We start from the raw sequence: 13,027 nt of genomic DNA, 5'->3' as shown, positions 1-13,027 counted from the left end.
GCGCGGCGCCCCGTTGCCGCGTGGTGCGGCCGGCGAAGGCGAGGCGGGTGAGGGGCCCTACAGCAGGCTGTCGTGCCCGGCCAGCTGTGTCTGCAGCTGTGCCGCCGTCTGCTTGAGCGCCGGTGCGATGCGCGCGCGCTCAGCTTCGAGGTCCATGTCCACGTCCGCCTTGCCGCAGCTCAGGCTCATCAATCCGCCCTGCCGGCCCGCGCGGATCGGCAGCGCCACGCCGTACGTGCCGCGCTGGTAGCCGCTGCGCACCATGCAGGTGCCGGTGGCGGACAGCTCTGCGAACGATGCGCGGATGGACCGCTCCAGCGCCTCGGCGTGTTCGCCGGCCCGCTGCAGGTGCTGGTCCAGCAGGTCGTGCTGCGTGTCGGCCGGCAATCCCCACAGATAGGCCCGGCCGATCGCCGTGGTCGCCATCGGCAGGGTCGAGCCCACGCCCAGGCGCAGCGTGGCCACCTGGCGGCTGACGCGGTAGGCGACGTAGAGCATGTTCAGCCCGTCCGGGATGGCCAGCGCGACGGAGACGTCCAGCGTGTCCGCCAGCGCCTGCATCAGCGGCTCGGCGGCCTGCAGCATCTGGTTGGTCGACAGATACGCCTGGCCGATGCCCAGGGCGCCGGCCGACAGCTCGAATTCGCGCCGGCCTGGGACCTGGCGCAGGAAGCCGACCTGTATCAGCGTGCTGGTCAGGCGCGAGACGGTGGCCTTGGGCAGGCCGGTGCGGCGCACCAGCTCGGCGTTGGACAGCGGCGTGCGGTCGGCGCGGAAGGCGCGCAGCACCTCCAGCCCGCGTTCCACCGTCATCAGCGTGGAACCGCCGGCCGTGCTCATGGCCGATCTTGTGTGCACTGGATTTCCTGGGCCATGCGCACCAGCGCCGGCCCCAGTTCGCGCACGCTGCGGGTGCGGCCGGTCAGCGTGGCCGGGCCCATGCAGCTGACGGCCAGCGGCGCGCGGCCCGGCAGGTGGATCGGCGCCGCGACCATGGTCATCGGCTGGCCGGTTTCGCCCAGCGCCACGCAGAAGCCGCCTTCGCGCACCTGGCCGATGGCTTCGCTGGAGCGGCGGCGCAGCATGCGCGGCTCACGGTTCCACTCGCACGGTGGATGGCGTTCGGCGCTGCGCAGCAGGTAGTCGCGCTCGGTGTCGGGCAGGCTGGCCAGCAGTGCCCAGCCGGCGGCCGTGGAGGCCAGGCTCAGCCGGGTGCCGACGCCCAGCTGCAGCGCCGCCGGCAGCGCGCTGGTGCGGCGGGCGTCGATGACCACGAGGTCCAGCCGGTCGCGCGAGCTCAGGTTCACATGCACCTGGTGGCGCTCGGCGAACTGGTGCATCTGCTCGCCGGCCGCGCGGTGGATCGCGGTGTCGGCCGCCGCCCGGTAGCCGAGCGTCAGCGTGGCCGGCGTGAGGCAGAACTGGCGCGTGTCGGCACTCGTGCGCAGGTAGCCCAGCGCCACCAGCGTGCGTGCCATGCGCGTGACGGTGGAGGCGGGCAGGCCGGTGCGATGCGCCAGTTCGCCGTTGCCGAGCCAGCGGTCCGCGGGCGTGAACGCCGCCAGCACCGACAGCGCGCGGGCGAACGGCGTGACGATGGGCCGGCGCGCACCTTCGGCGGATACGGCGTCGGCATCCGGACGGAGCGAATGCGGATGCAGCATGGCGAGTCTCCTGAATTGGTATTTCAAACTAACATTCATTAGAATACCAACGGTTGTCGCAGTCGATTAGGGTTTCTATTGATGGCTACCTGCTCAGATATTCCCAGCGCGTTTGGGCGGCAGATTCTGCCGGGTACGCCGCGTCCCATGCACATCTGGTCGGGTCGCCATGGCAATCGCCTGTGCGGGGACAGCTGGGGCGATCCGTCGGCGCCGCCCGTCGTGCTGCTGCATGGCGGTGGGCAGACGCGGCATTCCTGGCGGCGCACGGCTCGCAGCCTGGCGCAGGCGGGCTTCCACGCGGTGGCCTTCGACGCGCGGGGCCATGGCGATTCGGACTGGGTGGACGACGGCGACTATGGCGAGGCCGCAATGTCCGAGGACCTGGCCTGCGTGGTGCGCGCCCTGGGCGGTGCGCGCCCGGTGCTGATCGGCGCCTCGATGGGCGGCATCACCAGCCTGGCGGCGGTGGGCGGCGGCGTGGTGGATGCGGCCGCGCTGATCCTGGCGGACGTGGCCCATACGACCGCGGTCGATGGCTTCGAGCGCGTGCGAGCCTTCATGACGCGCCATGCGCAGGGCTTCGCCTCGCTGGAGGAGGCGGCCGCGGCCATCGGCGACTACCGCGGTGGCCGGCGGCCCCAGGGCGATCTTGCCGGGCTGGCGAAGAATCTGCGGCAGGCCGGCGACGGCCGCCTGTACTGGCATTGGGACCCGCGCTTTCTCGATGGCCGGGGCGAGGACATGGCGGCGCGCCGCTTGCGCCTGGCGCAGTGTGCGCGGCAGGTCGCGGTGCCCACGCTGCTGGTGCGCGGCGCGCATTCCGACGTGGTCACGCCCGAGGCCGTGCGCGAATTCATGGCGCTGTGTCCGCATGCCAGCCACATCGATGTGGCCGGGGCGGGCCACATGCTCACGGGCGATGACAACGACGCCTTCGGGCAGGTCGCGATCGGCTTCATCCGCCGGGAGGCCTAGCGGCGGGCCATCGGGCATCGCATGGATGGTGCGGTGGCGACGGTGAGCGAGCTCCGCGGAGCCTGCTCGGTGGCGAGGATCCGCGGGCGGGCCTGCCGGCTGCGCGACCGGTAGCGGCTGGTGGCGAGCGCGGCGGCGCCTGCCGCTGGATCCGCGGCCGCTCGGGAGGCGACGACCGTCCGCCGGAACGCCAGCCGTCTTCCGGCGAGGCGCCGGGCCCCATCGGATAGCGCCCGGGGCTCTGCACTTCTCAAAGCGCCTGGGCCGTGTTCTTCACGGCGCCGGGGATCAGCGTGTCCTCGCCGCGGGCGCGCCATTGGGCCAGGTCGCGCTTGCGCAAGGAGGCGACGGCGCCTTCCGACAGCTGGCAGGCGTCCTCGTCCAGCATCAGGCGCACCGGCGCGGTGTCGCTGTCCACCATGTCGATGACCATCTGCATGTCCTTGGCCGGGTCGCCCATCTGCTGGCCGTTCTGCGTGGCGTCGCACGCGTCCATGCCCGCGCGTCCAGCGGCGCGTAGTCGGCGACGCGGCCCTCGGCCTTCTGGCGGCGCTGCCCGCGAAGCCAATGTGCTGTCAGCCCGCCAGTGCCTGCGCCAGCCAGCCGCGGCACCAGGCGATCGCGGTGGCCTCGGGCTCCTCGTCGCTGCTGGCGTCCAGCGTCAGCACCTCGCCGATGCGGCGCGCGCCCAGGTCCTGCAGCGCGGCGTCGAATTTCAGGCCGCCTTCGGCGAAGGTGGCGGCGTGGGCGGCGGCGTCGCCCAGCGCGATCAGGCCGTAGCGCACGCCGCCCAGGTAGCGCGGCTCGCCCAGCAGCGAGGCGTACAGCGCCTGCGCGTTGCCGGGTACGTCGCCGGCGCCGGTGGTGGAGGTGCAGACCAGGAACAGCGCGTCTTGCGTGAACACGCCGATGTCCAGCCCGTCCATCGGCACGACGTCGATGCCGGGCACGAGGTCGCCGCAGTCCAGCGCGATGGCCTGGGCCACCAGCATGGCGGTGCCGGTCTCGGTGCCGACGAGGATCTTCAGTTGCATCGGGCGAGCATAGCGCCGCCGGATCAGCCCGCGCGCACCGTGCGGTGCAGCGCGCGGATCAGGTCGGACTGCGTGATCACGCCGACCACGCGGCGCTCCCCGTCCAGCACCGGGATGTGGTGGTGGCCGGCGTCGGAGAACAGCGGCAGCAGCTCGCTGATGAAGCGGTCGGCGCTGGCGATGCGCACCTCGCGCGTCATGATCTCGCCCACGGTCTCGGGCCGCTTGCCGCGGCCGGTGACGCGCAGCAGCCGGCGCAGCCGCTTGCCCAGGCCCTCGACGGTCGGGAAGTCGGCCTGCTTCATGAAGTCGGCCACGGTCACGATGCCGACGATGTGCTGTGACTTGTCGACCACCGGCAATGCCTTGATCCGGCGCTCGCGCATCAGCTGCCAGGCCTCGGCCAGCGGGCAGCCGAACGGCACGGTCAGCGGCGGCGCGGACATGATGTCGCGGCAGCGCAGCTCGCCGAACTTGCGCTCGTAGGCGGCCGCCTCGGCGAACTGCAGCAGTTGCTCCAGGTCGTGGCGGCTGATGTCCAGCACCTGGTCGTAGTGGGCCAGCGCGGCGTCCAGGTCGGCCGCGGTGAAGCGCGCCGGCGCCTGCGGCTCCGGCCGGGCCGGGTGCAGGGGCACGGCCTGCGGGTAGGCGCGGCCGGTCAGGCGGTTGTAAGCGATGCCCGCGAGCACGATGACCAGCGTGTCCAGCAGCACCGGCGAGAAGGCGAAGCCCGGCTGGGCGCCCGTCAGCACGGCCAGCAGCGCCGATGCGCCGCCGGGCGGGTGCAGGCAGCGCAGCGCGAACATGCAGGCGATCGCCAGCCCCACGGCCAGCGGCGCGGCCAGCGCGGGGTCGCCGACCAGGCGCAGGCACAGCGCGCCGACCAGCGCCGACACGGTGTTGCCCGCCAGCGCCGGCCACGGCTGCGCCAGCGGGCTGGCCGGCACCGCGAACACCAGCACGGCCGTCGCGCCCATCGGCGCGACCAGGCCGGCCGCCGGCAGGCCCGGCGCCAGCAGGTGCGCCATCAGTGCCGCGACGACGATGCCGACCGCGCTGCCCAGCGCGGCGCGGGCGATCTCGCGCCGGCTGACGCGGCTGCCCGCGCCCAGGCCGGCCCGGGCGAAGCGGCGGACGTGGGCCTCCAGGCGCGTGCGCAGGCCGGCGCTCGAGCCGTCCGTCATGCCAGCGTGGCGCCGTGCGCGGCCAGCAGTTCGCGCAGCAGCGAGCGGTGGCAGCGCGCCTCGTCCTCGCAGTAGCAGCCGACCGACAGGTCGGTGCCATGCGACAGCGCGGCCAGCAGCGCCAGGGCGTGGCGGGCCTGCGGCGCCTTCATCTCGCGCAGGTACTGGCGGCGGAACGCCGCCCAGTCGGCGGCGCGGCCCGAGGCCTGGGCATGGTGGGCCAGGTCCATGGCCTCGGTGCTGGGCGCGAGCGTGGGGTACCAGCAGTCGTACCAGTCCTGCCGGGCGTACTCGGACTTGGGCACGCCGCGCGGCGGCCGGCGCACGGTGCCGATGCGCAGCCCCTCGCCGGGCGCGCGCGGGGAGCCGAGGCGGACGATGCGGATGCTCATGGGACGGGTCTCCTGCTGGCGCGGCGTGGGCGATGGTGCATGGTTAGAATGCCGCGCTTCGGAGCGTAGCGCAGTCTGGTAGCGCATCTGGTTTGGGACCAGAGGGTCGAAGGTTCGAATCCTTTCGCTCCGACCATCTTCGGATCCGCCGGCCGCCCGCGGCGCGCGGCACCTTCCCGGCGGCTCAACCCTCGTCGCGCCGCCAGGCCAGCAGCCCCAGCCCTGCCAGTGCCTGCGGCAAGGCCATCAGCCCGTACAGCAGCGACACCGCCACCGCGGCCGGCGCGGCCACGCCGAAGGGCGACAGGCTCAGCGCCGCCGCCGCCTCGCGCGTGCCCCAGCCGCCGAAGCTCACCGGCAGCGCCGCCATCAGGAAGGTCGGGGCGGCGGCGATGGCATAGGCCCAGAACGCCAGGTCCACGCCCAGTGCCCGGCCCGCGCAGGCCAGCGCGCCGACCGACAGCGCCTGCACCAGCGTTGACTGCAGCAGCTGCCGCATGAATTCGGCGCCGGCGCCGGGCCGCTGCGCCAGGGCGGCGAGGCGGCCCCGGCGCGGCAGCTGCCGCGCTCCCGCCAGCAGGGCCGCCGGCGCCGCCAGCAGCAGGATGGCCACCGCGCCTGGCACGGCCGCGCCGAACGGCGGCAGGCCCCAGCGCGCGGCGGCGGCCTGCGCGCCGCCATGCCAGGCCCAGGCGGCCGCGCCCGCGGCCAGCACCCACAGCATCCACAGGCCGCTGAGCCGGTCCAGCAGCACCGACAGGCCGGCGGCCAGCGTGTCCATGCCGCCGCGGCGCAGCGCCACGGCGCGGAACACGTCGCCGCCGACCACGGCGCCGGGCAGCAGCACGCCCAGCGCCATGGCCTGGAAGTACAGGCGCAGCGCGCGCGCCAGCGCCAGGCCGTGGCCGAGCCAGCGCACCAGCGAGCGCCAGCGCCAGGCCGAGGCGACGTTGGACAGGACGGAGCAGGCCAGCGCCGCCGCCAGCCAGCCGGGCTGTGCCCGGTGCAGCTGGCGCAGCACGTCCTCCAGGTCGGCGAACCACAGCACCGCCAGCAGCAGCAGCGGTGCCAGGGCGATGCGCAGCCAGGTCATGGGGGCATGGTGTCGCGCAGCGGCCGGGCGGGGCGGGTCATGGTTCCCGCAGGTGGTACTGGTGGCCGCTGCCGCGCTCGTAGTAGATGCGCATCATGACCTCGCCGATCAGCCCCGCCACCACCAGCTGCAGGCCGACCAGCACCAGCATCACGCCGGCCATCAGCAGCGGCCGCCCGCCGACGGCCTCGCCCGTCAGCTTGAGCGCGAACAGGTAGGCCAGGATGGCGGCGCCTGGCGCGGCCAGCCACAGCCCCAGGCCGCCGAAGGCATGCAGCGGCCGCTGCCGGTAGCGCAAGAAGAACAGCACCAGCACCAGGTCGAGCACCACGCGGAAGGTGCGGTCGATGCCGTACTTGGACCGGCCCTTGGCGCGCGCATGGTGGCGCACCGGCACCTCGGCGATGCGCGCGCCCGCGTCGTGCGCCAGCAGCGGCAGAAAGCGGTGCAGCTCGCCGTACAGCCGGATGCGGTCGACGATGGGCCGGCGGTAGGCCTTGAGCGCGCAGCCGTAGTCGTGCAGCCTGAGCCCGGTGGTGTGCGAGATCAGCCGGTTGGCCAGCATGGAGGGCAGGCGGCGCGACAGCGCCTTGTCCTGGCGCTGCTGGCGCCAGCCGGACAGCGCGTCCAGCTCGGGTTCGGCGTCCAGCCGGTCCAGCAGCGCGGGGATGTCCAGCGGGTCGTTCTGCAGGTCGGCGTCCAGCGTCACCACGTAGCGGCCGCGCACGCGATCGAAGCCGGCCTGCAGCGCGCAGGACTGGCCGTAGTTGCGCGCCAGGCAGACCGGGCGCAGCCACGGCCGCTGCTGCGCCAGCGCGCGCAGCAGCGCCGGTGAGCCATCGCGCGAGCCGTCGTCCACGGCGATCAGCTCGAAGCTGCGCCCGCTGGCCAACATGGCCTGCGCCACGCGCTCGACCAGGTCTGGCAGGCTCTCGGCCTCGTTGAACATGGGCACGACGATAGACACCTCCGGCGGCGGTGCGGGCGGTGGGGGCAGGCGCGTGGGGTCAGGTTGCAGCATGGCGGACATGGCGGGCGCCGCATTCTGGAGCGCCGCCGCGCCCGGACGGGCCATCGCCGTCGGCGGTGCGGCCTCTTCAGAAAATCTTAAGAATTCGGTGCCACCGTCGCGCGCGATCCGTGACCGAGCCTTCCATGTCCGCCCATCCGCCCGCGCTCGCGCGCCCCCCGCTCGCCGCCGCGCCGGCCGTGCCCGACTGGTGCTGGCTGCTGGCGTACTTCGCGGCCCATGTGCTGGGCCGCACGCTGGTCTCGCCGGCGCTGGAACTCGACGAGGCCGAGCAGGCCCTGTGGACGCAGCAGCTGCAATGGGGCTATGGCGCCCAGCCGCCGCTGTACACCTGGCTGCAATGGGGCGTGTTCCAGGTGCTCGGCGTGTCGGTGTTCTCGCTGGCGCTGCTGAAGAACGCGCTGCTGGCATCGGCCTATGTCAGCGTGTGGCTGGCCGGCCGCATGCTGATGCCGGGCGCGCTGGCGGCCATGGCCGCCGCCAGCATGCTGCTGCTGCCGCAGATCGGCTGGGAGGCGTCGCGCGATCTCACGCATTCGGTGCTGCTGACCACCTCGTCGGCGGCCACGCTGGCGGTGGTGCTGGCGCTGCTGCGCCGGCCGCGGCCCGCGCTGTACCTGCTGGCGGGCGTGCTCGTGGGGCTGGGCGCGATGTCCAAGTACAGCTATGCGGCCTTCCTGGCCGTACTGCTGCTGGCCCTGCTGGCCGGGCGCGACACGCGCGCCGTGCTGCTCGACCGCTGGGCGTTCGCCGCTGCGGCGGTGGCGGGCCTGCTGGTGCTGCCGCACGCCTGGTGGCTGCTGCAGCATTGGTCGCTGGCCACCGGCAGCACGGCCGACAAGCTCGCCGGGGCCGTGCCGATGGGTCGCCTGGAAGGGCTGTGGCGCGGCGTCTGGACGCTGGTGCTGGCCCTGCTGGCGTTCGGCGGGCCCTGGGCCCTGGTGATGGCGCTGCTGTTCGGCCGCGGTGCGGTGCGGGCCTGGTCGCGCTGGTGGCGGCCGGCCGCGGCCGACGGCGCAGGCTGGAACGTGCAGGCGCTGTGGCGGCGCTACTTCCTGGCGCTGGGCCTGCTGTGCCTGGCCCTGGTGGTGTTCGGCGGGGTCACGCGCTTCAAGGACCGCTGGATGATGCCGTTCCTGTTCCTGCTGCCGCTGGCCTTCTTCAGCTGCGCGCCCGAACTGGCGCGGCACCCCGGCCTGGCGCGGCTGCGCCGCTGGCTGGCGGTGCTGGCCGTGGCGGTGCTGGTACTGCTGACGGCGCGCGTGCCCTGGCATGCGCTGCGCGAGCGGCCCGACGAGCTGAACCAGCCCGTGCGCGAACTGGCGCAGGCGTTGCGGGCGCGCGGCTATGCGGGCGCCGGCACCATCTTGGCGTCGGACCGCACGCTGGCCGGCGCGCTGCGGCTGCAGTTCCCGAAGGCGCGCATCGAAGTGGGCGACGCCCGCACGGGGCTGCCGTCGGCGCGCCCGCTGGTCGTGGTCGAGCAGTTGGAGGGCTTGTCGGCGCCGGCGCACGATGTCGCATTGCCCTACCGCTACGCGACCCGCACGGCCGCGCCTGCGCGCTACCGTTACGAGTTGCATCCCTGACACGCAACGCTTCCCAGTCTGCGCGCTTCGCCGACCCCCCTCGAAGGGTGCCGCCTGCGGTCCGGCAAAGCCGGACCAGCGTCGTCCGTTGGCATGGCCTGCTCCGCGGGCTTTCGAACTGCCGCTTGCAGCCCGGCTTCATGCGCCGCGGGTGGCGCACAGCGCTATGGACAACCGAGATGCTGAATTCGAGGGAAAGCTCGAGTCGCCGTGGAGCATCGGCGCATGAGGTAGCCGGTGGCCGGCTATGGCTGTGGAACGGCGACAGCTTGGCGCGCCAAAAGCTTCCACTGCGTGCCCCGCTTTTGCCAGACCTGCAGCGCCAGGAGATTCACCTTGATGGGCTTGCCGTCGACCAGAGCGTCCGCCGCCATCCGGTGCCGAACGATCGCCGCGTCGCGCACGATCTTGATCGTCTGGTCGGAAAACGTCAGGGAGGTGAATTTCACCGATCCGCTGATGAGGTCGCTTATCAAGCTGGCTTTCGTGTCGACCTTGGCTCCCGAGTGGCCGTAGCTCAGTTCATCCACGAGGAGATTCGACAGCCCAGCCTGGGTCGGCTGAATATTGGCCCGCCGGAATTGCTCCACGGCGTCGGTGACGGCAGCGACATCCGACTCAGATGCCACCGTTGGCGCGCTATGGCAACCCGCGAGCGCCCAAACCACGAAAGCGGCGCTCAACCATTTCTTCATCATTTCTGTCTCCTTGTCGTGCTTCCAGTATTCGGTTCCGAGGCCGCCATCCTTCACAGCCCGCTTGCGGGGGCACTCTTCATGGCGTCTCCCTTGGGGCCGGCGACTCGCCATCGATGAGCTCAGGTAGGCGGCGTGTCGAAAATGACTTACGAGTCATGAATCATTATGTTAGATGTTTTGGATGGAGATGGGCGCTAGGTGTTTTCCCAGGTGATGCGTCCTGGGATGGCGGGCGAGCGCAAGCGGCGGCGCGGGTTTCTGGGTGGGACGGAGCGCGTGGTGCCGTGGGGCGAGCCGGTGTCGCTGGTGTCGCCGTCTCCGCCTGAAGGCAACGTGGGCGTACGCGGGTTGCGCACGACCCGCCCCATCGAGAGCTCAACAGCTCGGCGGTCGGCTGCTGTCGCCGCAGCGTCGAGCGCTGGAGCGGTGGCCAGGCGGTCCTGCGCTGGAGGCGAGTGTGCTCAGCGACGCTGCCGCTCGCGTGCGCAAGCTGCTCGGCGACAGCCAGTGCGCAGCCTGCTCAAAGCCCTGGGTGCCCGCCGCGCCGACACCGAACCGGCGCCACCTTGAAGGCCGCGCGGCCTGTCCGTCCAGGAGCCGTCACTGCTCGCCGTTCAACAGCGAGCGGGACATCTGCTCGAAGATCTCCCTGAACATCGGCACGAGGCGCTTGTTGCCGTACTCGCTGAGATGGTCGTCATCGTGGTACAGCGGGCGGTCGTCGATGCTGCCGTAGCAGAAGTGCTCGTCGCACAGGTAGCGGGTCGGGTCCAGCGGAACGACACCGCATTGCGCCTGCGCCGTGTCGATGGCGGCGTTCACCCAGGCGTAGTCCTCGCGGTACTGTTCCAGCGGGATGGCGACCTCCCCATGCGCGACACCCCAGGCCATGCGCCGCGCCAGCGTGCGCGGCACGTCGGTGGAGTATTCGGGAATCGGCCGGAGCAGGTAGACGCGCCGGTGTTCGGCCACGGTGCAGGCGGCGTCGACGATCTGGCGGCCGATGGCCGCCTGGCGCTGCTGCTGTGCCTGCGGACCGCGCAGCAGCGACAACAGGCTGGGGCTGGCGTGCGCGGCGTCCTCGCCGTCCAGTTCGGCATAGCGGTTCACCAGGATCACCGGCACGGACGGCGGGACCTGCTCCAGCTGCGCCAGGGCCCAGGCCTTGAACGCATCGCAGTGGTAGCCCTGCGGCATGGCGGCTGTGGGCGCGGTGTCCGTCTCCAGCCCAGGGATGAAGGCGCAGCCGCTGTATGTCCATTGGACGACGCCGTCGTGCGGCGTCGGCAGCGCCTGTGCTGCCGCGGTCATGAGCGCATCGCCGTGGCTGTCGCCGAGGACGATGGCCCTCCAGCGCGGGCCGCCGTAGACGCAGGAGGGCGACACGACGCCGCGCGCGGGATGGCATTCGGTGCGCCGCGGATTGGCATTGTCCGATTCCGCCGCGACGGCGCGCAATTGCGGCGGAAAGCGGTCCGGGACGCCATCCGCCTGCCGGACCAGGACCGCTGCGGCGCAGGCGACCGCGGAGCCGGCGGCGAAGGCGAGCAGCGACTTGGACGGGCGCCTGCCCATCCGGATGTCGCGGCCCGGCGTCTCGATCCAGCGGTAGGAGGCATCGGCCAGCGCCAGCACGATCCCGAGCCCGAGGAGGACCGCCCAGGGGGTGGACAGCAGGTCCCAGTAGAACAGCGCGACGACGACCGGCCAGTGCCACAAGTAGAGCGAATACGAGCGGGTGCCGAGCCACTGCGCGAGCGCATGGCCCGTCCAGGCCGAGCGGCGCTGGGCCGTCAGCACCAGCATGGTCCCGGCGACCGGCAGCAGGGCGCGCCAGCCGGGCCAGGGCGTCGTCACGTCGAAGCCCAGCAGGGACCCGAGGATCATCGCCATGCCCAGCGTTTCGAGCCGCTTGCGCCAGGCGGCGCTGTCCGGCGTCCGCAGGAAAACGCACAGCCCGCCGCCGACCAGTTCCCAGGCGCGCGCATGCAGCAGGTAGAACGCGCGCGAGGGTGCGGCCTGCGTGTCCCAGACCGACAGGCCCAGGGAGGCCACGAAGACCAGCAGCAGCGCAGTCCACTGCGCGCGGCGTCCCGGCCAAAGCCGCCAGATCACCACCATCGCCAGCGGAAGCAGCAGATAGAACTGCCATTCGACGGCCAGCGACCAGGTGTGCAGCAGCCATTTCTCGTGCGATGCCGTGTCGAAGTAGCCGGCTTCTCCCCAGTACTTGAAGTTGGACAGGAAGGTCACGCTGGCGATCACGTGCGTGGCCAGCGTGCGGTAGTCCTGTGGCAGCAGCACGAACCACCCCGCCGCCAGCAGCACGGCGCACAGGGCCATCAGCGCGGGCAGGATGCGCCGTGCACGGGCGGCATAGAAGTCCGCCAGCGCGAAGCGCGCGCTCTCCAGGCCGCGCAGCGCGATGCCCGTCATCAGGAAGCCGGAGAGCACGAAGAACACGTCGACGCCGGCGAACCCGCCCGCGAACCCGGGCACCTGGAAGTGGTACAGCACCACGCCGATGACGGCCCACGCCCTCAGGCCGTTGATGTCGGCGCGGAAACTGGACCCGGGGGATGGCGGCATGGCGTTGGCAGGCAAGGGGAGCAGAAGGGAGAGGAAGTGTAGGCCGCGCGCACGGCGGCCCGGCCGCTGCGCCGGACCGCATAAGGTTCTGACGATTGGTTCGTTCCCTCCGCGTCCGGGCCTGCCCACAATCCGCGCGGTCCACGCAGTGCCCCGGCCGGCACTGCCCCACGCAGGAGTCTTCCGATGGCCCATGCCGCGCCCGTTTCTTCCGATGTTCCGCCGATCCCGGCCACGCCGCTGGCCTGGGCGGCCAGAGTGCTGCGCGTGACCGCCGGCGCCTGGCAACTGGGACCGCGATCGCCGCGGGCGCTGGCGCGCCGCGCGCCGGTGGGCTACGTGCCGCGCCGCGCACGGCGCCGCGCCGCGGCGCTGGCGCATTCCTGGTGAGGCCGCGCATGGACATCCAGGCCATCCACCGGGTGCAGCTGCCGTTCCCGCCCGCGCTGCGGCAGCAGGTCGCGCGCTTCTACGGCGAACTGCTGGGCCTGACGTCGATGCCGCCACCGGCCGGCGCGGTGCTGCGCTACGCCGCGCGCGGCCAGCGCGTCGACCTGGTCGCCACCGAGGCCGCGCCGCCGCCCCCGGCCGGCCTGACGCAGCTGTCGTTCGAGGTGCAGGGCCTGCCGCAGCTGCGCCGGCGCCTGCTCGCCGCCGCGCTGCAGATCGAGGAACATCAGGCCCTGCCGGGCTACCTGCGCTTTTTCGTGCACGATCCGGCCGGCAACCGGCTCGAATTCGTCGAGCCGGACGTGGACTGAAACCTCCGGAGACTC

Annotated in this window: 14 protein-coding genes and 1 tRNA gene; 5 read left to right on the top strand and 10 right to left on the bottom strand. The window is 72.5% G+C overall.

The annotated features are described in order from the left end of the window. Positions 1–57: 57 nt before the first annotated feature. Positions 58–840 carry an IclR family transcriptional regulator gene (locus QM782_RS23470; RefSeq protein WP_415205275.1) on the bottom strand — a complete coding sequence of 261 codons (783 nt, stop codon included), beginning with the start codon at positions 838–840 and terminating at the stop codon, positions 58–60. After that, positions 837–1,664 (bottom strand): IclR family transcriptional regulator, encoded by an 828-nt coding sequence (locus QM782_RS23465; RefSeq protein WP_415205274.1) that lies wholly within the window; start codon positions 1,662–1,664, stop codon positions 837–839. The genes QM782_RS23470 and QM782_RS23465 overlap by 4 nt, the downstream gene beginning before the upstream one ends. Before the next feature lie 147 nt (positions 1,665–1,811). Here QM782_RS23465 and QM782_RS23460 point away from each other — a divergent pair, with 147 nt between their 5' ends. Then, the gene (locus tag QM782_RS23460) at positions 1,812–2,642 is read left to right on the top strand and encodes an alpha/beta fold hydrolase (RefSeq protein WP_415205273.1); all 831 of its coding nucleotides are present in this window, start codon (positions 1,812–1,814) and stop codon (positions 2,640–2,642) included. Between the two features lie 250 nt (positions 2,643–2,892). On the opposite strand, the gene QM782_RS23455 is transcribed toward QM782_RS23460, so the two are convergent. The 4 genes from QM782_RS23455 to QM782_RS23440 form a co-directional block, all read right to left on the bottom strand. Next, positions 2,893–3,138 (bottom strand): hypothetical protein, encoded by a 246-nt coding sequence (locus tag QM782_RS23455; protein WP_415205272.1) that lies wholly within the window; start codon positions 3,136–3,138, stop codon positions 2,893–2,895. Between the two features lie 79 nt (positions 3,139–3,217). After that, positions 3,218–3,676 (bottom strand): flavodoxin domain-containing protein, encoded by a 459-nt coding sequence (locus tag QM782_RS23450; RefSeq protein WP_415205271.1) that lies wholly within the window; start codon positions 3,674–3,676, stop codon positions 3,218–3,220. Positions 3,677–3,699: 23 nt separating this feature from the next. Further along, positions 3,700–4,860, bottom strand: a complete 1,161-nt coding sequence (locus QM782_RS23445; RefSeq protein ID WP_415205270.1) for an HPP family protein — start codon at positions 4,858–4,860, stop codon at positions 3,700–3,702. Further along, complete coding sequence (locus QM782_RS23440; protein ID WP_415205269.1) at positions 4,857–5,252, bottom strand: DUF488 domain-containing protein; 396 nt, start codon at positions 5,250–5,252, stop codon at positions 4,857–4,859. Before QM782_RS23440 ends, QM782_RS23445 begins: the two co-directional genes overlap by 4 nt. 59 nt (positions 5,253–5,311) lie before the next feature. Here QM782_RS23440 and QM782_RS23435 point away from each other — a divergent pair. Then, positions 5,312–5,388: transfer RNA gene (locus tag QM782_RS23435), tRNA-Pro, on the top strand. 48 nt (positions 5,389–5,436) lie between these two features. On the opposite strand, the gene QM782_RS23430 is transcribed toward QM782_RS23435, so the two are convergent. Together QM782_RS23430 and QM782_RS23425 are read right to left on the bottom strand one after the other, a co-directional pair. Beyond that, entirely contained in the window at positions 5,437–6,345 is a 909-nt protein-coding gene (locus QM782_RS23430) for a lysylphosphatidylglycerol synthase transmembrane domain-containing protein (RefSeq protein WP_415205268.1), read from the bottom strand. Between the two features lie 37 nt (positions 6,346–6,382). After that, entirely contained in the window at positions 6,383–7,366 is a 984-nt protein-coding gene (locus tag QM782_RS23425) for a glycosyltransferase family 2 protein (RefSeq protein WP_415205267.1), read from the bottom strand. A gap of 134 nt (positions 7,367–7,500) precedes the next feature. On the opposite strand from QM782_RS23425, the gene QM782_RS23420 reads away from it, so the two are divergent. Next, entirely contained in the window at positions 7,501–8,964 is a 1,464-nt protein-coding gene (locus QM782_RS23420; protein ID WP_415205266.1) for a glycosyltransferase family 39 protein, read from the top strand. Between the two features lie 245 nt (positions 8,965–9,209). Here QM782_RS23420 and QM782_RS23415 read toward each other — a convergent pair whose 3' ends face one another. Together QM782_RS23415 and QM782_RS23410 are read right to left on the bottom strand one after the other, a co-directional pair. Beyond that, positions 9,210–9,662 (bottom strand): nuclear transport factor 2 family protein, encoded by a 453-nt coding sequence (locus QM782_RS23415; protein ID WP_415205265.1) that lies wholly within the window; start codon positions 9,660–9,662, stop codon positions 9,210–9,212. Between the two features lie 600 nt (positions 9,663–10,262). After that, on the bottom strand, positions 10,263–12,251 hold the full coding sequence (locus tag QM782_RS23410) for an acyltransferase family protein (RefSeq protein WP_415205264.1): 1,989 nt from the start codon (positions 12,249–12,251) through the stop codon (positions 10,263–10,265). Positions 12,252–12,437: 186 nt separating this feature from the next. Here QM782_RS23410 and QM782_RS23405 point away from each other — a divergent pair, with 186 nt between their 5' ends. Both QM782_RS23405 and QM782_RS23400 read left to right on the top strand, forming a co-directional pair. Next, the gene (locus tag QM782_RS23405) at positions 12,438–12,641 is read left to right on the top strand and encodes a hypothetical protein (protein ID WP_415205263.1); all 204 of its coding nucleotides are present in this window, start codon (positions 12,438–12,440) and stop codon (positions 12,639–12,641) included. A gap of 8 nt (positions 12,642–12,649) precedes the next feature. Next, on the top strand, positions 12,650–13,012 hold the full coding sequence (locus QM782_RS23400) for a VOC family protein (protein WP_415205262.1): 363 nt from the start codon (positions 12,650–12,652) through the stop codon (positions 13,010–13,012). Positions 13,013–13,027 lie beyond the last annotated feature (15 nt).

The sequence above is a fragment of the Pseudorhodoferax sp. genome, from assembly GCF_047601025.1.
Lineage (GTDB): Bacteria > Pseudomonadota > Gammaproteobacteria > Burkholderiales > Burkholderiaceae_C > Pseudorhodoferax.
The sequence above is the reverse complement of the archived record's forward strand: the minus strand, read 5'-3'. Positions and strand labels throughout refer to the sequence as shown.